The sequence below is a fragment of the Ruegeria sp. TM1040 genome (assembly GCF_000014065.1).
Lineage (GTDB): Bacteria > Pseudomonadota > Alphaproteobacteria > Rhodobacterales > Rhodobacteraceae > Epibacterium.
Window position 1 is genome coordinate 586,297 of record NC_008044.1, and the last position, 23,224, is coordinate 609,520.

Consider the following 23,224-nt stretch of genomic DNA (forward strand, 5'->3'; position numbering starts at 1 on the left):
ACAGGAGTCCCCACCCCCGTTCCGCAGCTGGTGCAAAACTGTTCATTTGATGAGGTGAGCTTCTCGCCGATCCTCGATCATGTCAAAATTCTGTTAATCTTGAGCCGAATTTAGCTCAAATTCGACCCAAATTACAGGAACAATCGCGTCATCGGGCGCGGATTGTCCTCGGTGGGGAAGTGATCGGTTTTGGGCAAGGGCAGAGGGGTGGCGTTGATTCGACCTTTCAGCCTTGATGGAGCCATTGTTTTCGCGGGCGTGGTCGGGCAGTCTCAACCTCAAGAGGGCGGGGCTTCAGCAGTGAACGCCGGGATGGGCCAGCGGGATGGGCTATGCACTACATCAATATTTCCGACCTCACCGACCGGAGTTGGCGTTTTCTGGAGCCATATGACACCGAGGCGCGGATGGGCTGGGAGATGCACCATGGTCTCGCGCGCAACGCCTTGGAGCGTGCGATCACGCGCCCTGCCTTGGGGCGGTACCGCGCCTGTCTTGAGGCGGTGCGCGCGGCGCGCCGCAGAGCGGATGCGGTTCTCGTGTCCCATCTGCCGAATGTCACGGTGGCCACGGCAGCATTGGCGCGCGGGCTTCGTGTCACCCGTCCGCATGTCGCTTTTGCATTTAATTACACACAGGTGCCGACCGGGCGCCGTCTTGCGCTCTCGCGGCGTGTGCTGAGGAATATTGAAGAGTTCACGGTTTTCTCGCGTTATGAGATCGGCCTTTATGCGGAGCTCTTTGATCTACCGTCGGAGCGGTTCACTTATCTGCCATGGGCGATGGAGCCCCCCGAGGTGGCAGAAGGTATGGAGCGCCCATTTGATCGCCCGTATTTCAGCGCCATCGGCGGGGAAGGGCGCGACTACCGCGTCCTTGCAGAGGCGATGGCGCAAGCGCCGGAACTCAGGCTTGCGATCGTGGCGCGTCCCGCCGGTATCGCGGGTATCGCGTTCCCAGACAATGTGAGCGTGTTCACCAATCTGCCTGCACCGGTGACCTGGGCCATCGCGCAGCAGTCTTGCGGGATGGCGATTGCGCTCAAATCCAACCACACGCCCAATGGGCATGTGACGATGGTGGGCGCGCAGAGGCTGGGTATCCCGCTGGTCGTGACCGATTCCCTTGGGGTGGCTGACTATGTTGATGCCGAGACGGCGCTCATGGTCGCGCCACAAGAGGTCACGGATATGACGCGTGCCTTGCGTGCTGTGGTGGAAGACCCTGAGGCGGCCACCCAGCGCGCCGAGCGCGCAAAAGAGCGCGCCGCAACTTGCAGCGATCCGCGCGTCTGGCTTAGATATTTCGCGGGGCTCGATCTGCGTCTGAGTGGCGCGCGCTGATCACGTCTCGCGTCAGCTCGGGCGATCCGCGCTCTTGATGTCGCCCGTCGTGAGAACGGGCGCTGCGTCCATATCGTCTGCATCAAGCATTGCGGCCACGCGCTCCAGAGAGGCCAGAAGCTGCGCCTGTTCCCAGTCTCTCAGCTTCTCGAAGGCGCGCACATAGCGCTGTTGAAGGGCGTCCGGTGCCGCCTTGACCGCCTCGCGTCCGGACGGCTCCAGTACCACATTGGTTTGCCGGCGATCCGCTTCGGAGCGCATCCGTGTCGCCATCCCACGCGAAACGATCTTGTCCACCAGCGCTGTCACCGTTGCCTGCGCCACGCCCATGGTCTGCGCGAGCTCTTTTGGTGTGGCGCTGCCACCGTTGGTCGCAAGCAATTGCAACACACGCAGCTGTGCGGGGGTCAGGCCGGAGGCCTGCGCAAGATTGCGCGAGTAAAGCTCGGTCGCGCGCAGAATACGTCTGAGCGCGATCAGGCTTTCATCGGTTCGGTTTCGTGGGTGGTCACTCATAGCGCTCTAAGGTGTCACGGATGACAAAATCCTTCAATACACGAAGTATTCGAGTGATATTTCTTCAAGTTGAAGTAAGTCGCAAAGTGTATCATTCGTTGTGCGAAGAAATATAAGTAAATAAAAACAACATATTAAATGTGTGGGGAATAATATTGCTGAGGTTCTTGAAGTTTTTACATCTCTACTATATTTAGGGAGGCGAACGAAAATGGAGACGGTGAGCGATGCCCAAAGACATCCTGCAGACTGAGACTGATAGCCCCCGAACTTGCCAGCCCCGCCTGCGCAAGCCAAATGCGACGGACGGGGCCGATATCTGGGAGCTGGTCAGGGCCTGCGAGCCGCTCGATCGAAACTCCATGTATGCCAATTTGATCCAAGCGGATCACTTCCGCGACACCTGTGTGGTGGCGGAGCTTGATGGCGACATCGTCGGCTGGATTTCCGGCCACATAATCCCGGGCGAGGATGCATTCTTCGTCTGGCAGGTCGCGGTTGGTGAAGCCGCGCGCGGCATGGGATTGGGCAAGAAGATGTTGAAGGCGCTGATCGCGCGTGACGACATCCGGGATGCCTCCGTGCTGAAAACAACGATCACCAAAGACAATGCGGCTTCTTGGGGCCTCTTCCGCAGCTTCGCCCGCGACATCGGCGGCGAGCTCAGCGATGCGCCGCATTTTGAGAGAGAGGTCCATTTCGACGGCGCGCATGACACCGAGCACATGGTGACCATTACGCTCGACAATGAGGCAAAGATCCTCAAGCGCGCGGCCTAAACTCCTCCCCTCATCCAGAATTTACCTTATCCGAAAAGGATTTACCCATGCCCAAAGACATGGCAACCGATACGTCTATCTATACGCGCCGCGAAAGTAATGCGCGCTCCTACTGCCGCTCCTTCACAGCGTCGTTTGACACCGCACGCGGCTCCGAGCTGTTTACTGAAGACGGCACCCGCTACATCGACTTTCTGGCGGGCTGCTCCTCGCTCAACTACGGCCACAATGACCCCGACATGAAGGATGCGCTGGTTGCGCATATCCTGAAGGACGGCATCACCCATGGCCTCGACTTTCATACCGAAGCCAAGGAAGCCTTCCTGCACAGCTTCACCGATTTGATCTTGGCGCCCCGTGGCATGGATCATAAGGTCATGTTTACCGGCCCGACGGGCGCGAACGCTGTTGAGGCAGCGATGAAGATCGCCCGCAAGGTGACCGGCCGGACCAATGTGATTTCCTTCACCAACGGGTTTCATGGCGTGACCATGGGGGCGCTGGCCGCGACTGGTAACGGCTATCACCGCGGTGGGGCAGGCATGGACAAGGCGGGTGTGACCCGCATGCCGTATGATGCCTATGTCGATGGTGTCGACAGTGCAGCGCTTCTGGACAAGATGCTGTCTGATCCGTCGGGCGGGATCGACGCGCCTGCTGCAATCATGCTGGAACCGGTGCAGGGCGAAGGCGGTCTGAACGCCGCTTCGGCTGGTTTTGTGAAGAAAGTTCAAGAGATTGCCCATAAGCACGGCGCGCTGTTGATCATCGACGACATTCAGTCCGGGTGTGGTCGCACAGGCACGTTCTTCTCTTTTGAAGACATGGGCGTTCAGCCTGACGTCGTGACCATGGCGAAATCGGTCTCGGGTTTTGGCCTGCCGATGGCGATGGTTCTGGTGCGTCCGCAGCATGACGTCTTTGGCCCTGCCGAGCACAACGGGACCTTCCGTGGCAACACCCATGCCTTTGTGACCGCCCGTGTCGCGATCGAGAAATTCTGGGCCGATGATGCGTTCCAGACTGAGCTTGCCCGCAAGTCGGAGCTGGTGACGAGCGCGCTGCAGGAAGTGGCAAGCCACATTCCAGGAGCCTACCTCAAGGGTCGTGGCCTCATGCAAGGTGTCGACGTGGGCTCTGGCGAGCTGGCCGGGGACATCTGTGCCCGTGCCTACGAGCTGGGTCTCGTGGTCGAGACCTCTGGCCCCAACGATGAGGTGGTCAAGATCCTCGCACCGCTCACCACATCCGAGCAGCTGCTTTGCGAAGGCTTCGCCATCCTGAGCACTGCGGCCCGCGAAGTGGCTGCAAAAACCAAAATTGCCGCGCAATAATCTGAAGACCGGAGACCAAGACTAATGATCGTACGCGATTTCAACGAACTGAAAAACACTGACCGCTCCGTCTCTGATGCGCGCTGGACATCCACCCGTATGTTGCTCGCTGATGATGGTATGGGCTTTTCCTTCCACATCACTGTGCTGGAAGCGGGTTCTGAACATCAGTTCCACTACAAACACCACTTCGAGAGCGTTTATTGCATGAAAGGTAAGGGCTCGATCACGGATATCGCCACCGGCGAGACCCATGAGATCAAGCCTGGTGTCATGTATGCGCTGAACCTGCACGACAAACACATCCTCCGGGCAGAAGAAGAGCTGCATATGGCGTGCTGTTTCAACCCGCCAGTGACCGGCACAGAGGTCCATCGCGAAGATGGCTCCTATGCTCCGGCGGAGGAGCTGGCCTGATTCAGGCTCGAGAAACAGGTGACGTATGACACATACTGTTGAAAAAATTGGCGGGACATCCATGTCCCGCGTGAACGAGCTGGTCGGCACGCTCTTTACTGGGGGTCGCAAACCGGATGATCTCTATGGCCGTGTGTTTGTGGTCTCGGCGTTTGGTGGCATCACCAACCTGCTGCTTGAACACAAGAAAACAGGTGAGCCGGGCGTCTATGCCCGGTTCGCAGACGCCGAATCCGATCATGGCTGGCACGAGGCGCTGAGTCGCGTGGGCGACGAGATGCGCAAGGCTCATGAGGCGGTTCTGGAGAACGCGGGCGATGTGGCGCAGGCTGACGCCTTTGTCTCCGAGCGCATCGAAGGCGCGCGCAACTGTCTGATCGATCTTCAGCGCCTGTGCAGCTACGGGCACTTCCGCCTGGCAGAGCACATGCTGCAAATCCGGGAGCTGCTGTCGGGGCTGGGCGAGGCGCATTCCGCCTATGTGACCGCACTTTTGTTGCAGCGCGCGGGCGTGAATGCACGTTTTGTGGACCTCTCGGGCTGGCGCGACGAAGGTGACGTGACGCTAGAGGAACGCATCTCGAGCGCTCTAAATGACGTCGATCCGGCAACGGAAATGCCGATTGTCACAGGCTATGCACAATGCGCCGAAGGCCTGATGCGCGAGTTTGATCGCGGTTATTCCGAGGTGACGTTTTCCTGTCTGGCAGCCCTGACCGGGGCCAGCGAGGCGATCATCCACAAGGAATTCCACCTCTCCTCGGCCGATCCGAAGCTGGTGGGTGAGGGCGTGGCGCAGAAGCTCGGCCACACCAACTATGATGTTGCAGATCAGATGTCGAACATGGGCATGGAGGCCATCCACCCCAAGGCGGCCAAGACTCTACGTCAGGCCGATGTGCCGCTGCGGGTTACCAATGCGTTTGAACCCGAAGATCCAGGCACGCTCATCGACGACAAGCCGGCCGATCAGCCTGCAGTGGAGATGATTACGGGTCTCGACATCATCGCGCTTGAGCTCTTTGAGCAGGATATGGTCGGGGTGAAAGGCTATGATGCTGCCATTCTTGAGGTGCTGACACGCCACGATGTGCGCATCGTCTCCAAGACCTCGAATGCGAATACCATCACGCATTATCTCGACACTTCCTTGACGGTTTTGAAACGGGTGGAGAAAGATCTCGCAAAGATCTACCCCAACGCGGATATTTCCGCGCGGCTCCTGTCGATGGCGTCCGCAATTGGGCGCGATCTCAAGGGGTTGTCGGTTCTCACCCGTGGCTTGCAGGCCATTGCGGACGTGGGTCTCGCAAGTCTGGGCGCCTCTCAGGGGCCGCGCAACGTGGACGTACAGTTCATCGTGGAACGCGAAGATCTGAAACCTGTGATCAGTGCTTTGCACAAGGTTCTGGTCGAGGGCAGACCCGCAAAACAGGAGAAGCCGATCAAAGCGGCAGCCTGACCTAAACACAGCCGTCGTCTGACAGGGATGATGCATCACCAAAGAAGGGGCGCCTGCGGGTGCCCCTTTGTGCGTTGCGGCTACATGTGGCTGGGAAGGTTTGTCATATCGTTTTATATTCAATGGGTTGGGGCATAGGGAGAGGATCTCCCTATGCCCCCGGGTAACATCCCCGGCACTTAAAGAACGGTTGCAGGGGCACTCTTAACGAACGTGCAGCCATAAGGGGAATATTCATAGGAATTGCAACCTCAGATTTGGGCCTCTCCCAGATGCCTGCCTGTATAAACAGCAGTGCCGCAGCTATATGTTGAGTGAATCGGGTACGGCAGGGGCAGGCCAAGAGCAGAGTCGCTGGTTTTCGAGCGTAAAAATCGGCTCTGTGCGAGAAGTGAAGACGGACCGCGCGGGTCAACGCGTGGTGGGAGGCTCGCCGATGCGCGTGATTGCCTGCACCTGCCGGGTTGCGAGGCGGAGTGCGGCTCCGGTGCAGGTCATCATTGCCGGCAGAACCATCCACTCAAGCGTCCACATGGCGCCCGAGCGCTCCTGTTCATGCACGGAGGCCTGATGCATCAGGGCAACCTGTCCGGCGTTGTAGCGTGAGAGCGTCACCAGCATCTCTGCGGTAACCGGGTTTTGCTTGTGCGCCATGGCAGAACTGCTGCCGCCTCCGGCCTGCGCGAGCGCATCCACACCCTGTTGCACCATCAAACACACGTCTTGGCCGAATTTGCCCAGACTGCCGGTAAGCGCAGAAAGCCATCCGGCATATGTGACCAATGAGTCGCGCTCCGTGTGCCAGCAGCGTTCAGGCGCGCGGAGCCCCAGTGCCTTTCCCATGTGGTCGGCCATGGCGGCGGCATGGGGCTGGCTGCGCTGCCCGTCGCCAACCGGGCCACCAAATTGCAGGGCTTCTACCTCGGGGCGCAGTATCTCCAGCCGGGAGGTATGACGCACGAGCGGTGAGATCCAGCTTGAGATCCGATGTCCGGCGGAGATCGGCAGCGCCGCCTGCATCCGGGTGCGCCCCATCAGGCGATTATCGCCATGGGTTTCTTCCAGATCGCGCAGCGCGTCGATCAGCGTGGTGAGGCGCGAGATATAAATTTCGTTTGCGGCGCGAAGAGCCAAGGCCTGTGCAGTGTCTATCAAGTCCTGACTGGTAGCCCCCGGATGCACGGCGGCGACACATTCGGCGCCGACATGGGCCTTGAGTTGACGCACATATCCGGGCACCGCCATGCCGTCGGCTGAGAGATCGCTCTGAAGCTCCGCAACATCGGGGGTGAAATCTACCATGGCCGCCAGCGCACGCTGCGCCAGACCGATGTCGATCTGCCCAACCTCTGCGGCGGCACGGGTCAGGGCCATCTCATACGCCAAGAACGCGTCTGCCGTGGCCGCCCCTTCAAACAAGGCCGTGATTTCCTGGTCGGCAAAAAGGCCTGCAAAATAGGGGTTCGATGAGGTCAGCGGATTCACAGGTGGCACGGTCCTTCGAAGCGGAGTCAGAACAGCAGATCAGGCCCGCAATGGCACGTCAAGGATCTCTCTGGCCTGTTGCCAGGTGGCGACGGGGCGCTCATATTTTTCGCAGAGTTCGGCAGCGCGCCGGATCAGTGCCGCGTTAGAAGGGGCCAGCGTATTGCGGTCGAGGCGCACGTTGTCTTCAAGCCCGGCGCGCGTATGGCCCCCGGCGGCGATGGCCCATTCGTTGACGACCAATTGGTTTGCGCCAATCCCTGCGGCACACCAGTTTGCATCGGGCGCGCGGCGTTTGACCAGATCAACATAGAAGTCGAAGACCTCCTTGTCGGCGGGCATGGCGTTTTTCACGCCCATAACAAACTGCACATAGAGTTTGCCGTAAAGCGCACCGCTCTTGTGTAGCGCAATCGCATTCAGGATATGGCTGAGGTCAAAGGCTTCCACTTCGGGTGTCACCTGATGCGTGCGCATCTCGCCCGCCAGCCAGTCCACGAGGTCAGGTGGATTCTCATAGACGCGGGTCGGGAAATTGTTCGACCCAACCGAGAGCGAAGCCATGTCGGGCGCAAGCGGCAACATGCCCCCACGCGCCTTGCCTGCACCCGACCGCCCCCCCGTGGAGAACTGGATGATCATGCCGGGGCAGTGTTTTTCCAGCCCTTCCTTGAGACGTTCGAATTTCTCCGGGTCCGAAGAGGGCGTTTGATCGTCATTCCTGACATGCGCGTGGCAGATCGTTGCGCCGGCCTCAAAGGCTTCATGGGTGCTCTCGATCTGCTCGGAGATGGTGATCGGCACCGCCGGATTGTTGTCCTTGGTCGGCAAGGACCCGGTGATGGCGACGCAGAGGATGCAGGGGGTGCTCATGATCGGGCCTCAGATGTCGAAAAAGACGGTTTCATTGTGCCCCTGGAGGCGGATGTCAAAGTGATACTGCCCGTCGCCCTGTGCCTCGGCAATGAGGGTTTTGACACGGGTCTGATGTTCGATGCGCGTGAGGATCGGGTCGGCGACGTTTGCGTCTGCTTCGTCGGGGAAATACATCCGCGTGTGCAGGCCGAGGTTGATGCCGCGCGCGACGATCCAGAAGGTCACATGCGGGGCCTGCATGCGCCCGTCCACAAAGGGCACCGCGCCGGGCTTTACTGTGTCAAAGGCGAAGGCGCCGGTGGTCATGTCAGACGGGCAGCGCCCAAAGCCGGTGAAATTCGGATCTGCCGCGCCGCGTGTCTCGCTTGGGGCATTGAACAGACCGGCCGCATCCGGCTGCCAGATCTCGACAAGCGCGTCGCGCAGGGGCGTGCCGGTGCCATCGATGACATGGCCGGTGATGCGGATGCGCTGACCTTTGACATCGCCGAGGATCATCTTTTGACCGAGGTCCTCGGGATAGACCCCGGCGATGTCAGCAAAATTCGGTGTACAGCCAATATGTACATAGGGGCCAGCCGTCTGAGACGGGGATTCCTTGAGGTGCGTCAGAGGTTGTACCATGATCAAAGCCCCTCCATGCGATTTTCAAACAGGGTCTGGCGGCGGCCGCGCAGGGTGATGTCGAATTTATAGGCACGCGCGTCCATCGGCACGGTGCGCGCCATATCAAGGGGCGCCACGAGGCTTTCAATCGCTTCGCGCGTGGGGATCGTATCCACGATTGGGCAGCGCCAAATGAGCGGATCTCCCTCGAAATACATCTGGGTGATGAGGCGCTGGGCAAAGCTCGCGCCAAAGATCGAGAAATGGATATGCGCGGGGCGCCAGTCGTTCATGGTATTGGGCCAGGGGTAGGGGCCTGGCATGATGGTGCGGAACTCGTAAAACCCCTCTGCGTCCGTGATGCAGCGCCCGCAGCCACCAAAATTGGGATCGAGCGGCGCAAGATAGCTTTCCTTCTTGTGGCGGTAGCGACCGCCTGCATTGGCCTGCCAGACCTCGATCAGCGCGCCGGGAACGCCACGGCCAAATTCATCGCGCAGCTGCCCGTGCACAATGATACGCGGGCCGATCGCCATGCCGCCGTCCTTGGCAAAATTGAGGATCAGGTCGTTGTCGCGCGGGCCCAGGATCTCGTGGCCAAAGACAGGCCCGGTTTCCTCGACCAAAGTGGTGGGAAAGGACAAGGGCGCATGGCGCGGCCCGCGCGCGACGGAGGTTTTATAATCGGGCGTGATGCTGGGGGGATGCCAGCGTCGGTCGCGATTTACATATCCGTTGCTCATGACTGTTGGTCCTCCCGGTCCATTTCGGCATAGGTTTCCTTGGCCAGTTTCAGCGCATGATTTGCGCGTGGCACCCCTGCATAGACCGCGACATGCTGAAAGGCCTCAAGCACGTCGGTCTTGCTGGCGCCGGTTCGGGCCGTGGCGCGGATATGCATGGGGATCTCGTCAAAGTTCCCAAGCGCTGCCAACAGTGCGAGTGTCAGCATGGAGCGTTCGCGGTCCGAGACTCCATCGCTGGCCCAGACGTTGCCCCAGGCGGTTTCAGTGATCAGTGTTTGAAATGGCTCATCAAATGCGGTTTTGGCAGCTTCGGCACGGTCCACATGGGCGTCGCCCAAAATCTTGCGACGGACCGCCATTCCGGCGCCGTAGCGGTCATTCGAAGGGCAATCAGACATGGCCCAGCTCCTTTATGAAATCCGTCAGCATGCCTGCATAAGCGTCCGGGGCTTCGACACAGGGCAGATGGCCGCTGTCCTCGATCACATTAAAACGCGCGTTTTCTATCAGGTCGATGGTTGCTTCAACGAGGGCGGGTGGGCTCGCCCCATCGTAACGGCCAGCGATGCCGAGGGTTGGCTGGTGCAGGGTTTGTGTCAGCGCGTGCAGATCAGCGTTTGCGATTGCATGACAACTGGCGATGTAGCCTGCTTCGGGGGTGCGCTCCAGCATGTGCCGCCAGAGGATATGGGCGTCCGTCTCGAGGAATGCGGGGGCGAACCAGCGCGCCATGACCGCATCCGAAAGCGCGGCAATCCCGCCCGACTCGATGGCTTGGATGCGGTCCAGCCACATCTGCCTCTCACCCATCTTAGCGGCAGTGTTGGACAGAACCAACGCCGAGATCCGATCCGGAGCGCGGGCTGCGAGGGTCTGGCCGATCATGCCGCCAATCGACAGCCCCACAAACACGCAACTCGAAACGCCTGCGTAGTCCAGGAGTTCGAGCGCATCCTCTGCCAGATCGTCGATGGAATAAGGCCCCTCAGGGCAGGAACTCAGGCCGTGCCCCCGCTTGTCGTAGCGGATCAGGCGCAGATTTTGTGGTAAGCGCGCGATCACGGCATCCCATAGCCGCAGATCGGTCCCAAGCGAGTTGGCAAAGACCACTGCCGGGCCATCCGGGCTGCCGTCCTCTCGCCAATGCAGCATGGCGTTTTGCAGGCGTGCTACCCGCATCAGTAAGGCAGCCCGACATAGTTGGTGGCAAGCACGCGTTGCGCGTCCTTGTTGTCGCGCAGGAACGCCAGTTCTGCCGCCTGCATCTTTACGTCAAACGGACCTTGGTCGGGGAACCGATGCAGCAAGGACGTCATCCACCAGCTGAACCGCTCCGCCTTCCAAACACGGGCGAGGGCTTTTTCGGAGTAGCGATCGATCCCTTCGCTGTCTTTGTCCTCATAATACTGGATCAATCCCGTGTAGAGGTAATGCACGTCCGAGGCGGCAGTATTCAGACCCTTCGCCCCGGTTGGCGGCACGATATGAGCCGCATCGCCGCAGAGGAACAGCCGCCCCCAGCGCATTGGCTCGCTCACAAACGAGCGCAGCGGTGCGATGGACTTCTCGATCGAGGGGCCTGTGACCAGGGCCTCTGCGACCTCGCTCGGCAGGCGGCGGCGCAGGGTGTCCCAGAACCGGGTATCTGTCCAATCGCCCACGTCATCGCCCAGAGAGCATTGAACGTAATAGCGGCTGAGATTGGCGTTGCGCATCGAACAGAGCGCGAACCCGTCCTCTGAATTGGCGTAGATCAACTCCTCATTGACGGGCGGGGTTTCGGACAGGATGCCGAGCCAGCCAAAGGGATAGACTTTTTCGTATTCCGTGCGGACAGAGGCCGGGATCGTGCGTCGGCTGACACCATGAAACCCGTCGCAGCCCGCGATGAAATCGCAATCGATGCGAGTCTCTTTGCCGTCCTTTTGAAAGGTGACATAGGGGCTCTCGGTGTCAGCATCGTGGATTGTGGCATCTTCGACGTCAAAAAACGTGGTCGCGCCAACGCTTTCGCGCGCCTCATAGAGATCGCGGGTCACCTCGGTTTGGCCATATAGCGTCACCGATTTACCGATCAGGCGCTCAAAATTTATGCCGAACATCTCGTCATTGTGTGAAATCAATGTCCCGTGATGGCGAAAGCTCTCGCGCTCGAGCCGCGCACCGACGCCTGCTTTATGCATCAGCTCAACCAAGCCCTGCTCGAGGATGCCGGCGCGAATGCGGCTGAGCACATGCTCCTTGGTCCGTCGTTCCAGGACGATGGTGTCGATGCCATTGAGGTGCAAAAGCTGTCCCAGCAGCATTCCTGATGGGCCGCCACCAACAATTACAACCTGTGTGCGCATGATCGTCTCCTCCAATGGAGCAAAGGCTATCATGCAATTTCATTATTCAAAAATGAGTTATTGGCAGGTATGAATACCAATATGGTAAACTATCAGCACGCGCGTCAGGTCAAAATCCGACATATGCAGTGCTTGCTTGAGGTGGTGTCCTGTGGCAGCCTGAAGGGTGCAGCAGAGCGGCTCTATCTCACGCAGCCCGCCATCTCCCGCACGCTCAAGGAACTCGAAGACATTCTGGGCAGCACCTTGTTGTTGCGCAGTCGGGCTGGTGTCGAGCTGACGGAGGCAGGCGAAGTCTTTGCGCATTTTGCGCGAATGAGCCTTGCCGCGTTGGACCATGGGCTCGAAAGCCTCGAGCGCACCCGTGGCGGGGCGCTGCAGCAGACAGTGACGATCGGGGCCCTTCCCAGCGTTGCGGCGGGGCTGCTGCCCAGGGTGGCCGAGGGATTTCAGCGCCTTGCGCCGGGTGCTGTTTTGCATCTCTCGGATGGGCCGCATGGGGCACTGATTGACCTTCTGCGCGGGGGCGCGGTCAGCATGGTCATCGGGCGGCTTGGAGATCCGGCCAGTATGCAGGGCGTGTCTTTCACGCAGGTTTATACCGAAGAAGTCGTCTGCGTCGTGCGCCCCGGCCACCCGTGCCTCGCGGCGCCAGAACTTGACGATCTGTCGCGTTGGCCTGTGATTTTCCCGCCAGTGAGCGCAGCAATCCGACCGCAGGTGGAGCGCTGGTTGATCAGTCATGGCCTTTCGGAGCCGCCCAATCGGATCGAGACTGTATCAGGCGCGTTTGCGCGGGTGCATGCCCGCGACACCGACGCGATCTGGATGATCTCTCATGGGGTTGTGCGCAATGAACTCTCGGACGGGCGGTTGATACGCCTGCCTTTTGATACCTCGCTTACCAAAGGTCCGGTAGGATTGATGCAGCGTCAGGATGCGGACCCGAGCCCCCTCGAGAGCTTGTTTGTCAAAGCGCTCCATGAGGCGATTGAAGTCTTGGGATATGATGCGAGTTGAACGCTCGCCCGGGGTAGGGCTGGGCGTTGCCCCTCGCCGCGGGGTGTTTGCAAAGAAGATGACGAAGCCCTGTTGTTTTGATGCGTCTCCGGCCGGAAATCGATGCTCGCGCAGCCGTGACGATCTGTGAATGCAGGTTGGTTTCGACAAACAGGGATATGCTTATTCATATATTTCAATCGGTTACTGTGTTTTTTTGGTTTTTCATGATCTTTTGTGACGCAATTCACAGAGGACAGGCCAGAGTGTTTGTATAACACTGGGCAAGGCGCGCTTGAAAACTGCGCTCATGACACGCACATGGGCTGAGATTGAGGTCCTTCTGTATTCGAAAGGGACAGTTCCGATGGCAAATTATGCAAACCTTCCCGCCCCGTCTCCCGAAGGCGGACTCAATCGGTATCTGCAGGAAATTCGCAAGTTCCCGCTTCTGGAGCCGGAAGAGGAATACATGCTGGCCAAGAGATGGGTCGAAGAGCAGGACACCGAAGCCGCGCACAAGATGGTAACATCGCATCTGCGACTGGCAGCAAAAATTGCCATGGGATACCGGGGTTACGGGTTGCCTCAGGCAGAAGTCATTTCTGAAGCTAATGTTGGTCTGATGCAGGCGGTAAAGCGGTTCGATCCGGAAAAAGGCTTCCGTCTGGCAACCTATGCGATGTGGTGGATCCGCGCCTCCATTCAGGAGTATATCCTGCGGTCCTGGTCGCTGGTGAAGCTTGGGACCACATCTGCGCAGAAGAAGCTGTTTTTCAATCTGCGCAAAGCCAAGGCCCGGATCGGTGCACTTGAGGATGGAGATCTGCGGCCCGAAGTGGTGAAGAAGATCGCCACAGATCTTGGCGTGACCGAGGATGAGGTGATCTCCATGAACCGACGTATGTCGGGCGGCGATGCGTCGCTCAATGCCATGGTGGGCAGCGACGGTGACAGCACCATGCAGTGGCAGGATTGGCTCGAGGATGAGGACGCCGATCAGGCGGGAGATTACGAGGCCCGTGACGAGCTGCAAGCGCGCCGGGAGCTTCTCGCCGAGGCCATGAGCGTCCTCAACGATCGCGAGAAAGACATTTTGACCCAGCGTCGTCTGGCCGAGCAGGCCAAGACGCTTGAAGAGCTGAGTGTCCAATATGATGTGAGCCGGGAGCGCATTCGCCAAATCGAAGTGCGCGCCTTTGAAAAGCTACAGAAGAAAATGCGCGAGCTCGCGGCTGGCAAGGGGATGCTGCAGTCGAAGCTCTGATCTTCTGTCTCAGAGATGTCCATTGATGCGCCAATCTCCCTCGGCGCGGACATTCGAAGGGGTCGCCCATCTCGGCGGCCCCTTTTTTGTTTGTGCGGACCATTGATGAAGGCGCGGTGCAAACCTTTGTCGAGGCTCCAGTGTCGAGCCTGCTGGCAGATAGTTGGGGCGGCGCCAGGGGGGCGGCTGCATGGCTGGCGCAAAGGCATGGCTAGCAAAGCGGACTGCGTTTGGCTGGCTGGATGATCTGGAGGCTGGCGTGGCTAGCGATCTGGCTGGGGACCGAGGGGAAATCCCATGGGTGCCTTGCTGGATGGCGGGCTGCTTGCTGCCGGATCGTCTGGCGTGCTGCAGTTGGTGTCTAAATAGCCGCTGCTTTTGATGAGGTCAATAAAAAACTCAACCAAATCAAATAGTTGACTATTGTTGTCGGGTTTCTGGTTGCGCCCGTGCAAAGGCGCTCTGCCAAAGGCATGCTTTGCACTCAGTCGAGGCGTGCGCGCAGGACGCGCAACATGTTCTCCCCGGCGACTTTGCGGATTTGGGTCTCGCTCAGCCCCTCATCGAGCATGGCCTGGGTTAGCGCAGCAAGTTCGGAGCTGTCGAAAGTCGTCGCAACAGAGCCGTCAAAGTCTGAACCAAGGGCAACGTGGTTTTCTCCAACCACCTCGATGGCGCTGTGAATGGCACGGGCGATCCCACTGGGGGAGGCATCACACACGGCATCTGCCCAGTAGCCAATTCCGATCACCCCGCCCGTAGCGGCGATGTCGCGCATCAGGGCGTCCGGTAGGTTTCGCTTTACGGGGCAGGCCTTGTGGATGCCGGTGTGCGACAGAACCAACGGGACATCGGTCATCGCAATGACATCCCGCACCACCTGCGGGCTGGAATGTGCAAGATCCAGGATCAAGCCGCGATCAACCGACTCCGAAACCACGTCGCGCCCAAACGCCGAGAGACCCAGATCGCCTGCGCCATGCAACGAACCCCCAAGCGCATTGTCAAAGAAATGCTGCAGCGCGATCAGGCGGTATCCGGCCTCCTCTAGGCCTTGCAGTTTACTGATGTCGCCCTCCAGCGGGTGTGCGCCCTCGATGCCCAAAAGCCCACCGACGACTTCGTGACCTGCGCGTTTGCGCTCCAGCAGAATGTCGAGATCGGCCTCAGTACGAATGATACGCAGCCGCCCTTCGGAGCGTTCCTGGAACCGGTGCAACTTCTCGGCTTGATGCAGGGCGCGTTCATAGAGCGACGTCCAGGTGGGAAGGGGCCAAAGCTGACCGATCGCAAGCAGCGTGATGTTGTCCCGCGCATCCGCATCATTATGGTCATAGTTCTGCCCGGCGGGGGATTTGGTCACAGCGGTGAAGACCTGCAAGGTGACATTGCCCTCGATCAGCCGGGGGATGTCCACATGGCCGCGCGCGTTGCGCTTGGTCAGGTCACGTTTCCACAGCAGCGGGTCTGCGTGCAGATCGCCGATGATGAGGCTTTGGTGCAGGTCACGTGCTGCGTCGCTGATCGGATAAGAGTCATGCTCTGCAACGGGGTTGCGCTGGCGGTCGAGAGCCGCCGGAGCGAAGATAAAAAACGCCATAATCGCACATATGGCGAGACCCACGAGGCGTTTGATCCATCTTGCAAAGGCTGGCATGGAGGAGATCCTGACATTTGGTTTGTAGGCAGGCTACGGTGCAACAGCACAAACGCAACCCTCTTGTCTCGCGCCTCGCGCCACGGCATCGAGATGTTTGCGGTGGTGACATTCTCTAGCTAGTGTGAGCGCAAACATTCGCGCCGAGGTCAGGGGAGATTGGCACATGACACAACCTATTCGTTGGGGCATTCTGGGAGCCGCGAAATTCGCGCGCGAGCATATGGGGCCAGCCATTCACGCTGCAAACGGTGCTGAACTTGCCGCTCTGGCCACCTCAAGCGCGGACAAAGCTGCGCCATTTCAATCCTTTGCACCCGGAATAGCAGTGCATGAAAGCTATGAGGCGTTGCTCGCCGACCCGTTGATCGATGCGGTTTACATCCCGCTTCCAAACCATCTCCATGTGGAGTGGGCGCTGAAGGCAATGCAGGCGGGCAAACATGTGCTGGTCGAAAAACCCGCGACGCTACGCGAGGAGGAGTTCGACCAGTTGATTGCGGCGCGGGATGCGGCGGGTGTTCTTGCAGCCGAAGCCTATATGATCGTGCACCACCCGCAATGGCAGCGCGCGCGCGAACTTGTGCATACCGGTGCGCTGGGGCAGGTGAAGCATGTCTCGGGGAAGTTCTCTTTTGACAATCGCAGAGACGTCGACAACATCCGCAATCGTCCGGAAACAGGGGGCGGCGCCCTGCGCGACATTGGAGTCTATGTCTTGGGATCGGCACGCTTTGTCACCGGTGAGGAGCCGCAGGACATCAGTGCGCAGATTGAATGGGAAAACGGGGTGGATGTGCTCTCTAATGTGCAGGCGCGGTTCCCGAGCTTTCTTTATACGGCCTATGTCAGCACCCGTTTGCAGCCCTTTCAGGAGATGGTGTTTCACGGCGACAAAGGTGTATTGCGCCTCACAGCGCCCTTTAATCCGCGGGTCTTTGGGGAGGCACGGCTGGAGTTGCACCAGGCCTCCCATGCGGCGGGATCGGGACGCGTCATCGAGGAACGCTTCCCCATTGCCGATCACTATAAGCTGCAGGTTGAGGCCTTCGGAAAGAGTGTGCGCGATGGCACGCCCTATGCCTGCCCGCTAGAGTTCTCGCGCGGGACGCAACGCGCGCTGGATCAGATTTTTGCCTGCGCCACCACGCTCTGAAGGTCGATAGCGGGGGGCAGGGGCATCAGGCCGTGCGCCTTGACGGCATGGGGTCGAAAGCGAGCGCGCTTGCAACCCTGCCCATGGCGGGCGTAGCATCTTCCTTCGAGCTGAGTGTGACAGGAGCAATGCATGGCTGGGGGATGGGCAAAAGACGGCGCGGTAAGCGAACAGATCGAGGCTTCGATCTCGGACGAACTGGCACGTATGAATGCACGCCGTGCGCCAGCGGGTGAAAGCCTGACCCATTGTGCTGATTGCGAAGAGGAAATCCCCGAGGCACGGCGCTTGGCCATCCCCGGTGTGAAACTCTGTATCGACTGCCAAGAGGAGCGCGACGGTGTGCAGCGTCAGCGCGGCGGCATCAATCGTCGCGGCAGCAAAGACAGCCAGCTCAAGTGAGCCTCAGTCAAAGAGCGGCAAGCGCATCACATGTTGCGGCCCAGCGATCCCGCCGTCGTGGATGTCGCCGGTGTCCCTGAAGCCGCAGTTCAGGTAGGTGCGCAGCGCTGCGTGGTTGCGCATGTTCACCGTCAAGACCAGCGCCTGAGCCTTTGGGTAGGTTCGGCGCAACAGCGATGGCAGCACGCGCAAGGCTCCGCTGCCGATGCCACTGCCTTGCACGCGATGATCGATCATAAAGGCCCTGAGACCGAGATCGCCCTGGCGCGCGAAATTGTAGGTTCGGGGGTATTTCACGTCGATCTTGAAAAAGCCGACAAATCGTCCTGCCTGCTGGATGGCATAGAAATCCACGCCAGCCTCATCAGAGGCGAAGGCCATGGCGATTGTGCCACAATAGACCACTTGTTCGGGCGCGACGGCAATATCTCGGACCAGATCATGGTCCGAACGCGAAAGCGGCAGGAGCGATGGTGAAGCCGTGTTTTGCGGACGGGGAGAGGTCATTCAGCCAAATGTCAGGACGTCCCACAGCGCGTCGAGGCTGAGGTCATGTCTCGCGTCATCATTCAGCACGACCCGAAGCGTCTCGACATTCGAGTCTGAGTCGATTGTGTTTATCCGAAAGCCAGAGCGCGTCAGTTTCAGACTATCGGTGTCAAAGGCGTAACTCCCGTCTGTGTCGAGTCGGATGTGATCTCCCTCAGAGATGTCAAAGTCGCGGATCTTGCTTCCAGAGCCGCTGAGATTGAACACGAAGAGGTCCGAACCCGCTCCGCCGATGAGGCGGTCCCGCCCGTCATCTGCGATGAGCGTGTCCTGCCCGGCGCGGCCGACGAGGCGATCCCGCCCTGCGCCACCAACAAGAAGATCTGCGCCCGCGTCCCCGCGCAGAAAGTCGTTGCCTTCGTCGCCATGAAGTCTGTCTTTGCCTCGGCCACCCGTGATCCTGTCATCCCCCCATCCTCCAGAGAGGGTGTCGCGCCCCCCGAACCCGTTGATCTGATCGGCGCGACCAGCTGCTCTGATGTGATCACCGCTGTTGGAACCAATATAGCGATCGACGAAGGGGTTGCCGTCAATGATCTCAAAGCCAGTGATATTCACCGAAGTTGAGTCGGTGATGATCTGGCCTGTCTTTAAGTTCACGACAAACGAGTCGGGCACGCCGAAGTCATCAAGATGGAGCGTGTCCTGACCCGCGCCGCCGTCAATTGTGCGTGTCCCGTCAGTTTTGGGGCGCGCGAGATGGAATTCGTCGTTTCCTCCCTGCAGGTCGATGAAGCTCAAATACTGCAACATGCCTCTGTCAGAGATGTCTTGGTTGCGATTGCCAAATTCAAGAACGTCCAAAGCCTCTGCCAGCAGGGTCTCGAATTGTGTGCTTGACGTATTGTCTCCGGAGATCCGTGCGAAAATGATGTCCGTGAAATCGGATGCATTGATGCTGATCTGCTCAATGCGTGCGATCTCGCCCCGATTAGAAGAGCGAAACTCCATCGCGGTGATCGTGCCTGACGCACGCCCAGACGAGTCGACACTGAGATTGTCCCCAAATATCCGAACAGTTGGGTTTATGTTGTAATAGCCGGTCGAGCCGCGCGTTTGGTCAAGCGTGTAGGAAATGTAGCTGTCAGTCACATCATATCTGTAGACAGGCGTTGGGAAAATGTATCCACCGGAAATGAAGGTGCTTGGAAATAAGATCGCGTCAATTGAGTCGCTTGAAGTTAAAATCGCCATGAGAAAATCGTTCCTGATGTAAAAATGGCTCCCAAATGGGAGCCATTTCAAATTACCGAGAAGCCTAACTCCGGATCAAGCTTCCATTGCCTCAAGCTCGTCAATCAGGCCAGAGATCATCGACAGGCCTTTGTCCCAGAACTTGGGGTCAGAGGCATCAAGACCAAATGGTGCCAAAAGCTCTTTGTGATGTTTGGACCCGCCAGCCTTGAGCATGTCGAAATACTTGTCCTCAAATCCCTCGGCCCCTTCGGCATAGACCGAGTAAAGCGCGTTCACGAGGCCATCGCCAAATGCATAGGCATAGACGTAGAAGGGCGAGTGGACGAAGTGCGGAATATAGGCCCAGAAGGTCTCATACCCTTCCATGAAGTCAAAGGACTCGCCCAGGGACTCCGCTTGCACACTCATCCAGAGGGCGTTGATGTCTTCGGGCGTAAGCTCACCTTCGGCGCGTGCGGCGTGTAGTTTGCACTCAAAGTCATAAAAGGCGATCTGGCGCACGACCGTGTTGATCATGTCCTCGACCTTGCCTGCCAAGAGCACCTTGCGCTCTTCTTTGGTCTGGGCCTTTTCGAGCATCTTGCGGAAAGTGAGCATCTCGCCAAAGACCGATGCGGTTTCCGCAAGGGTCAGGGGTGTCGAAGAGAGCATCTCGCCCTGATCTGCGGCAAGAACCTGATGAACACCGTGGCCAAGTTCATGCGCCAGCGTCATCACGTCACGCGGTTTGCCCAGGTAGTTCAGCATCACATACGGATGGACATTGGTCACTGTTGGATGAGCAAATGCACCGGGGGCTTTGCCGGGTTTGACGCCTGCGTCGATCCAGCCCTTGTCGAAAAACGGCTGCGCCAGCTCGCCCATGCGTGGATCAAAGGCCTCATAGGCCTCCATCACGGTTGCGCGGGCCTCCTCCCAGTCCACCACGCGGGTGGTTTCCATCGGCAGAGGCGCGTTGCGATCCCAGACCTGCATGCGATCGAGACCGAGCCATTTGCGTTTGAGCTCATAGTAGCGGTGCGAAAGCTTGGGGTAGGCGGCCACTACGGCCTCGCGCAGAGCTTCGACCACTTCGGGCTCGACATCGTTCGAGAGGTGCCGGCCCATCTGCGGGCTCGGCATGCCGCGCCAGCGGTCAATGATCTCTTTCTCTTTGGCCTGCGTGTTGTGAACGCGGGCAAAGATCTTGATGTTGTCGGCAAAGACGCGGGCAAGTTCGCGCGCTGCGGCTTCGCGCTTGCTGCGGTCCTGCTCGGTCAGGAAGTTGAGCGTCGCCTCGATGCCGAGCTCTTCGCCCTCGATCTCAAAGGTCAGCCCTGCGATGGTCTCGTCAAAGAGCTTTTCCCAGGCATCGCCCACAATCCCGAGGTCGTGCATAAAACGCTCCAGCTCATCCGAGAGCTGATAGGGCTTCATCGCGCGGATCCGGTCAAAAACGGGTTTGTAGCGCGCCAGATCGGCGTTTGCCTCAAAGAGCGCGTCGAGTTTGGCATCCTCGATGCGGTTGATTTCCAGCGTGAAGAACACCAGCGGCGTGGTGAAGACCGTGACTTTCTCCTGCACGTCAGAGAGGAATTTGGCGCGGTCCGCGTCGGTTGTCAGCTGGTAATAGCGCAGGCCCGCATAGGACATGATGCGCCCGGCGATATTGTTGATTTTTTCGTTGCGATGGACGCAGGTCAGAAGCCCCTCGGCGTCGAGCTCTGCAAGCTTGCCCTCGTAGTCGGCGGCAAAGGCAGCGCATTCACCCTGCAGCCAGTCCAGATCGCGGGAAAGTTCCGCAGCGTCTTCGCCTGCGTAGAGATCGCTCAGATCCCACTCCGGCAATTTGCCAAGATCACCGGCTCCGGAAGAGGCATTGGCATCGCGCACAGGGAAAGGGAGTTGGAACATGTGACCTCCGTCTGATGTCTGAATTTGGGCGCAGGCGCGCAGCAAAAAGCGGCGCGCGCTCCCGTGGATCTGTTCTTCAAACACTTAGGTCGGGCAAGCGCGAGGCACAAGCACAGAGCCAGCGACGAGCGGAGAAACATCGTGCGACCAAGCTGCGGCCAGCCCGCGCGGATCTCTGTGATTGTACCGGGCCTAGACGTGTTTTTTGAAGTGCGCCGTCAGGATGGCGCAGGTCTGCCTGCGTGTCTGAGGGATTTCCATCAGGATTTCGTGCTGGGCGTCCGGGATCATCTCGAGCTTGCCTGATGGCCAGCGTGCCATGCGATCATGAATGGCCTCTGTGGCGACGATCTGTTCGTTTTCCCCCAGAAAGGTCACGCAAGGCACATCGGGTGAGGGGCGCGCGCGCAGATCTGCGCACTCCAGCATGGCCTGAGACAACCATTGTACCGTCGGCCCCCCGAGGGCCAATTCGGGGTGCTGGGTCATCTGCATCTGCAAGAAAGCGTACATTTCCGGGTCATTTGTCAGCGTGTTGCCCTCAAAGGGTGTGACCTGGACGTATTGTTCGATGGTGGTTGTGGGCACCAGCTTCTCGCTCACACCCAGCGCCGTCCCAAACCGCGCCAAAAGCCGGGCAGCCGGTCGCAGCGCAAAGGGAATGCGGATCGCCCACATCGGGGCAGTGAAGGCGCAGGCCGCAACTGGCAGACCCTCGTGGAGAGCCCGCAGGCCGATGGCGCCGCCCATGGAATGTCCCAGCAGATACCACGGGCGTGGCAAGTTGAGGGCCTCGGCATGCGCCACCAGCGCCGCCACGTCGAGCTGGAACGCGCCAAATTCTGCAACATGCCCGAGGCGGCCATCGCTCAGGCTGCGATCCGCAAGCCCCTGTCCGCGCCAGTCCACGGTCAGGACGTCAAAACCCCGATCCGTCAGGTCAATGGCCAGTGGGCCATATTTCTCGATGTATTCTGTGCGACCGGGAAACAGCAGGATTGTGCCCGCAGAAGGACCGTGGCTACGCCAGAGGCCTGCGCGGATACGCTGACCATCCTGAGTGGTCAGCCAATGGGCCTCGACCTGATCCGGGCCGCGCGCAATCTCGCTGAAATAGGGCGCGGGGGCGGTTTCTGCCATTGGCTGATCCTTCATTGTCGTCAGGCCAGTGCCTGCGCCAGCTGCATTGCAACGCCCATATCGCCGTCGATGGTGAGTTTGCCGCCCATGAAAGCTGCGGTCGGGTTCAACTCGCCCGACAGGATTTCTTCAAAGGTTTCGGCGTCGGCGGTCATGGTCACATCTGCGTCCTCGTCGCCCACGCGTGCGCCATTGGCATCCAGAATGATGGCGCCCATGCCGGTGATCTCGAACTTGGCGGAGCTGTCAAAGCCACCATCCATTTTTTCGTTCAGCTTGGCGGCTGCCTGTTCCAGTGTGTCGCTCATTGTCGTCTTTCCTTGGTGGTGTTTCATGCCTTCGCACAAAACTGTGAAGCCGTTTGTTCTGGCACTGGTAATTCCGCCCCGTGCCGCTACCCTTTGGACTATGGGCAAAACGCGGACGAATCTCAAAGCTATCGTGGCGGCAATCTCTCTTGGCGTCATCCCTTGTTTGCCTTCAATTTCGATGGCGCAGGAAGACGCGCATCGCATACCACAAACCGAGGCCGACCTGTTGGAGCGTTTGCGCGCCGCGGACCCGGCAGACGCCGCACGGATAGCCCGCGAGTTGCAGGCCGAGTGGAGCAAGAGCGGCTCGGCGGCGATGGACCTTCTGTTGCGCCGGGGGCGTGAGGCCATGGCGCGGCAGGATTGGCAAGCCGCCATCGAGCATTTCACAGCCCTCACCGACCATGCGCCGGAGTTTGCCGAGGGCTGGTCAGAGCGGGCGCGCGCCTTCTTTAACGCGGAACTCTTTGGTCCCGCTGTTGCTGATCTCGAGCGGGCCTTGGCCTTGAACCCCAATGACTTCAACGCCATCTTCGGCCTCGGGCAGGTGTTTGAGTTCTTTGGCGATCCGGAGCGCGCCTATGCCGCCTATGAGCGAGCCGAGGCTATACATCCGCATCACGAGGAAGTAACCAAGGCTCTGGATCGGCTTTCCACTAAGGTGGAGGGGCAGGCTCTCTAAGACAGCCCGCCATGACAACGATCCCTGAATTTATGTCCGGATCGGTCCCCTGGTGGACA

General features: G+C 59.3%; 24 protein-coding genes. 10 read left to right on the forward strand and 14 right to left on the reverse strand.

Annotation, left to right across the window (positions count from 1 at the left end):
- Window positions 1-332: 332 nt before the first annotated feature.
- A complete protein-coding gene (locus TM1040_RS07055; RefSeq protein WP_011537897.1) occupies window positions 333-1,343 on the forward strand; it encodes a hypothetical protein in 1,011 nt (336 codons plus the stop codon).
- Window positions 1,344-1,355: 12 nt separating this feature from the next.
- Here TM1040_RS07055 and TM1040_RS07060 read toward each other — a convergent pair whose 3' ends face one another.
- The gene (locus TM1040_RS07060) at window positions 1,356-1,859 is read right to left on the reverse strand and encodes a MarR family winged helix-turn-helix transcriptional regulator (RefSeq protein WP_011537898.1); all 504 of its coding nucleotides are present in this window, start codon (window positions 1,857-1,859) and stop codon (window positions 1,356-1,358) included.
- Between the two features lie 227 nt (window positions 1,860-2,086).
- Between TM1040_RS07060 and ectA the strand changes: the two genes are divergently transcribed.
- Genes ectA through TM1040_RS07080 form a run of 4 tightly spaced genes read left to right on the forward strand, consistent with a single transcriptional unit; the run spans window position 2,087 to window position 5,851 of the window.
- A complete protein-coding gene (ectA, locus tag TM1040_RS07065; RefSeq protein WP_011537899.1) occupies window positions 2,087-2,638 on the forward strand; it encodes a diaminobutyrate acetyltransferase in 552 nt (183 codons plus the stop codon).
- 47 nt (window positions 2,639-2,685) lie between these two features.
- Window positions 2,686-3,972 carry a diaminobutyrate--2-oxoglutarate transaminase gene (gene ectB / locus TM1040_RS07070; protein WP_011537900.1) on the forward strand — a complete coding sequence of 429 codons (1,287 nt, stop codon included), beginning with the start codon at window positions 2,686-2,688 and terminating at the stop codon, window positions 3,970-3,972.
- Between the two features lie 24 nt (window positions 3,973-3,996).
- Window positions 3,997-4,389, forward strand: a complete 393-nt coding sequence (locus TM1040_RS07075; protein ID WP_005620964.1) for an ectoine synthase — start codon at window positions 3,997-3,999, stop codon at window positions 4,387-4,389.
- A gap of 25 nt (window positions 4,390-4,414) precedes the next feature.
- Window positions 4,415-5,851 carry an aspartate kinase gene (locus tag TM1040_RS07080; RefSeq protein WP_011537901.1) on the forward strand — a complete coding sequence of 479 codons (1,437 nt, stop codon included), beginning with the start codon at window positions 4,415-4,417 and terminating at the stop codon, window positions 5,849-5,851.
- A 411-nt stretch (window positions 5,852-6,262) separates the two neighbouring features.
- On the opposite strand, the gene TM1040_RS07085 is transcribed toward TM1040_RS07080, so the two are convergent.
- The 7 genes from TM1040_RS07085 to pobA are packed head-to-tail and all read right to left on the reverse strand — an operon-like array spanning window position 6,263 to window position 11,912.
- On the reverse strand, window positions 6,263-7,336 hold the full coding sequence (locus TM1040_RS07085) for a 3-carboxy-cis,cis-muconate cycloisomerase (protein ID WP_011537902.1): 1,074 nt from the start codon (window positions 7,334-7,336) through the stop codon (window positions 6,263-6,265).
- A gap of 39 nt (window positions 7,337-7,375) precedes the next feature.
- Complete coding sequence (locus TM1040_RS07090) at window positions 7,376-8,209, reverse strand: 3-keto-5-aminohexanoate cleavage protein (RefSeq protein WP_011537903.1); 834 nt, start codon at window positions 8,207-8,209, stop codon at window positions 7,376-7,378.
- Between the two features lie 9 nt (window positions 8,210-8,218).
- The gene (pcaG, locus tag TM1040_RS07095; protein ID WP_011537904.1) at window positions 8,219-8,836 is read right to left on the reverse strand and encodes a protocatechuate 3,4-dioxygenase subunit alpha; all 618 of its coding nucleotides are present in this window, start codon (window positions 8,834-8,836) and stop codon (window positions 8,219-8,221) included.
- Window positions 8,837-8,838: 2 nt separating this feature from the next.
- On the reverse strand, window positions 8,839-9,561 hold the full coding sequence (gene pcaH, locus TM1040_RS07100) for a protocatechuate 3,4-dioxygenase subunit beta (protein WP_011537905.1): 723 nt from the start codon (window positions 9,559-9,561) through the stop codon (window positions 8,839-8,841).
- A complete protein-coding gene (pcaC, locus tag TM1040_RS07105; protein WP_011537906.1) occupies window positions 9,558-9,962 on the reverse strand; it encodes a 4-carboxymuconolactone decarboxylase in 405 nt (134 codons plus the stop codon). The genes pcaH and pcaC overlap by 4 nt, the downstream gene beginning before the upstream one ends.
- On the reverse strand, window positions 9,955-10,743 hold the full coding sequence (gene pcaD, locus TM1040_RS07110; RefSeq protein ID WP_011537907.1) for a 3-oxoadipate enol-lactonase: 789 nt from the start codon (window positions 10,741-10,743) through the stop codon (window positions 9,955-9,957). Before pcaD ends, pcaC begins: the two co-directional genes overlap by 8 nt.
- Window positions 10,743-11,912, reverse strand: a complete 1,170-nt coding sequence (gene pobA / locus TM1040_RS07115; protein ID WP_011537908.1) for a 4-hydroxybenzoate 3-monooxygenase — start codon at window positions 11,910-11,912, stop codon at window positions 10,743-10,745. The genes pcaD and pobA overlap by 1 nt, the downstream gene beginning before the upstream one ends.
- Before the next feature lie 81 nt (window positions 11,913-11,993).
- Between pobA and pcaQ the strand changes: the two genes are divergently transcribed.
- Entirely contained in the window at window positions 11,994-12,932 is a 939-nt protein-coding gene (gene pcaQ / locus TM1040_RS07120) for a pca operon transcription factor PcaQ (RefSeq protein ID WP_011537909.1), read from the forward strand.
- A 346-nt stretch (window positions 12,933-13,278) separates the two neighbouring features.
- On the forward strand, window positions 13,279-14,178 hold the full coding sequence (rpoH, locus tag TM1040_RS07125) for an RNA polymerase sigma factor RpoH (protein WP_011537910.1): 900 nt from the start codon (window positions 13,279-13,281) through the stop codon (window positions 14,176-14,178).
- A gap of 484 nt (window positions 14,179-14,662) precedes the next feature.
- Here the strand turns inward: rpoH and TM1040_RS07130 are convergent, their stop codons facing one another.
- The gene (locus tag TM1040_RS07130) at window positions 14,663-15,835 is read right to left on the reverse strand and encodes a dipeptidase (RefSeq protein ID WP_011537911.1); all 1,173 of its coding nucleotides are present in this window, start codon (window positions 15,833-15,835) and stop codon (window positions 14,663-14,665) included.
- Window positions 15,836-16,001: 166 nt separating this feature from the next.
- On the opposite strand from TM1040_RS07130, the gene TM1040_RS07135 reads away from it, so the two are divergent.
- Complete coding sequence (locus tag TM1040_RS07135; RefSeq protein ID WP_011537912.1) at window positions 16,002-16,991, forward strand: Gfo/Idh/MocA family protein; 990 nt, start codon at window positions 16,002-16,004, stop codon at window positions 16,989-16,991.
- Window positions 16,992-17,123: 132 nt separating this feature from the next.
- Window positions 17,124-17,393, forward strand: a complete 270-nt coding sequence (locus TM1040_RS07140; RefSeq protein WP_011537913.1) for a DksA/TraR family C4-type zinc finger protein — start codon at window positions 17,124-17,126, stop codon at window positions 17,391-17,393.
- Between the two features lie 3 nt (window positions 17,394-17,396).
- Here TM1040_RS07140 and TM1040_RS07145 read toward each other — a convergent pair whose 3' ends face one another.
- The 5 genes from TM1040_RS07145 to TM1040_RS07165 form a co-directional block, all read right to left on the reverse strand.
- Window positions 17,397-17,900 carry a GNAT family N-acetyltransferase gene (locus TM1040_RS07145; protein WP_011537914.1) on the reverse strand — a complete coding sequence of 168 codons (504 nt, stop codon included), beginning with the start codon at window positions 17,898-17,900 and terminating at the stop codon, window positions 17,397-17,399.
- The gene (locus TM1040_RS19725; protein ID WP_166485527.1) at window positions 17,901-19,034 is read right to left on the reverse strand and encodes a calcium-binding protein; all 1,134 of its coding nucleotides are present in this window, start codon (window positions 19,032-19,034) and stop codon (window positions 17,901-17,903) included. It lies immediately after the preceding gene.
- Between the two features lie 177 nt (window positions 19,035-19,211).
- Entirely contained in the window at window positions 19,212-21,032 is a 1,821-nt protein-coding gene (locus TM1040_RS07155) for a M3 family oligoendopeptidase (protein ID WP_011537916.1), read from the reverse strand.
- A 192-nt stretch (window positions 21,033-21,224) separates the two neighbouring features.
- Window positions 21,225-22,172, reverse strand: coding sequence for an alpha/beta hydrolase (locus TM1040_RS07160; protein ID WP_011537917.1), 948 nt, complete (start codon window positions 22,170-22,172; stop codon window positions 21,225-21,227).
- A 20-nt stretch (window positions 22,173-22,192) separates the two neighbouring features.
- Window positions 22,193-22,480 carry an SCP2 sterol-binding domain-containing protein gene (locus TM1040_RS07165; RefSeq protein WP_044026672.1) on the reverse strand — a complete coding sequence of 96 codons (288 nt, stop codon included), beginning with the start codon at window positions 22,478-22,480 and terminating at the stop codon, window positions 22,193-22,195.
- A gap of 100 nt (window positions 22,481-22,580) precedes the next feature.
- Here TM1040_RS07165 and TM1040_RS07170 point away from each other — a divergent pair, with 100 nt between their 5' ends.
- A complete protein-coding gene (locus TM1040_RS07170) occupies window positions 22,581-23,165 on the forward strand; it encodes a tetratricopeptide repeat protein (protein WP_011537919.1) in 585 nt (194 codons plus the stop codon).
- Window positions 23,166-23,224 lie beyond the last annotated feature (59 nt).

Excerpts from the sequence above, each read along its gene's own strand:
- TM1040_RS07055 (WP_011537897.1), top strand. The coding sequence starts at position 333 with ATGCACTACATCAATATTTCCGACCTCACCGACCGGAGTTGGCGTTTT.
- TM1040_RS07060 (WP_011537898.1), bottom strand. The coding sequence starts at position 1,859 with ATGAGTGACCACCCACGAAACCGAACCGATGAAAGCCTGATCGCGCTC.
- ectA (WP_011537899.1), top strand. The coding sequence starts at position 2,087 with ATGCCCAAAGACATCCTGCAGACTGAGACTGATAGCCCCCGAACTTGC.
- ectB (WP_011537900.1), top strand. The coding sequence starts at position 2,686 with ATGCCCAAAGACATGGCAACCGATACGTCTATCTATACGCGCCGCGAA.
- TM1040_RS07075 (WP_005620964.1), top strand. The coding sequence starts at position 3,997 with ATGATCGTACGCGATTTCAACGAACTGAAAAACACTGACCGCTCCGTC.
- TM1040_RS07080 (WP_011537901.1), top strand. The coding sequence starts at position 4,415 with ATGACACATACTGTTGAAAAAATTGGCGGGACATCCATGTCCCGCGTG.
- TM1040_RS07090 (WP_011537903.1), bottom strand. The coding sequence starts at position 8,209 with ATGAGCACCCCCTGCATCCTCTGCGTCGCCATCACCGGGTCCTTGCCG.
- pcaG (WP_011537904.1), bottom strand. The coding sequence starts at position 8,836 with ATGGTACAACCTCTGACGCACCTCAAGGAATCCCCGTCTCAGACGGCT.
- pcaH (WP_011537905.1), bottom strand. The coding sequence starts at position 9,561 with ATGAGCAACGGATATGTAAATCGCGACCGACGCTGGCATCCCCCCAGC.
- pcaC (WP_011537906.1), bottom strand. The coding sequence starts at position 9,962 with ATGTCTGATTGCCCTTCGAATGACCGCTACGGCGCCGGAATGGCGGTC.
- pcaD (WP_011537907.1), bottom strand. The coding sequence starts at position 10,743 with ATGCGGGTAGCACGCCTGCAAAACGCCATGCTGCATTGGCGAGAGGAC.
- pobA (WP_011537908.1), bottom strand. The coding sequence starts at position 11,912 with ATGCGCACACAGGTTGTAATTGTTGGTGGCGGCCCATCAGGAATGCTG.
- pcaQ (WP_011537909.1), top strand. The coding sequence starts at position 11,994 with ATGGTAAACTATCAGCACGCGCGTCAGGTCAAAATCCGACATATGCAG.
- rpoH (WP_011537910.1), top strand. The coding sequence starts at position 13,279 with ATGGCAAATTATGCAAACCTTCCCGCCCCGTCTCCCGAAGGCGGACTC.
- TM1040_RS07130 (WP_011537911.1), bottom strand. The coding sequence starts at position 15,835 with ATGCCAGCCTTTGCAAGATGGATCAAACGCCTCGTGGGTCTCGCCATA.
- TM1040_RS07135 (WP_011537912.1), top strand. The coding sequence starts at position 16,002 with ATGACACAACCTATTCGTTGGGGCATTCTGGGAGCCGCGAAATTCGCG.
- TM1040_RS07140 (WP_011537913.1), top strand. The coding sequence starts at position 17,124 with ATGGCTGGGGGATGGGCAAAAGACGGCGCGGTAAGCGAACAGATCGAG.
- TM1040_RS07145 (WP_011537914.1), bottom strand. The coding sequence starts at position 17,900 with ATGACCTCTCCCCGTCCGCAAAACACGGCTTCACCATCGCTCCTGCCG.
- TM1040_RS07155 (WP_011537916.1), bottom strand. The coding sequence starts at position 21,032 with ATGTTCCAACTCCCTTTCCCTGTGCGCGATGCCAATGCCTCTTCCGGA.
- TM1040_RS07160 (WP_011537917.1), bottom strand. The coding sequence starts at position 22,172 with ATGGCAGAAACCGCCCCCGCGCCCTATTTCAGCGAGATTGCGCGCGGC.
- TM1040_RS07165 (WP_044026672.1), bottom strand. The coding sequence starts at position 22,480 with ATGAGCGACACACTGGAACAGGCAGCCGCCAAGCTGAACGAAAAAATG.
- TM1040_RS07170 (WP_011537919.1), top strand. The coding sequence starts at position 22,581 with ATGGGCAAAACGCGGACGAATCTCAAAGCTATCGTGGCGGCAATCTCT.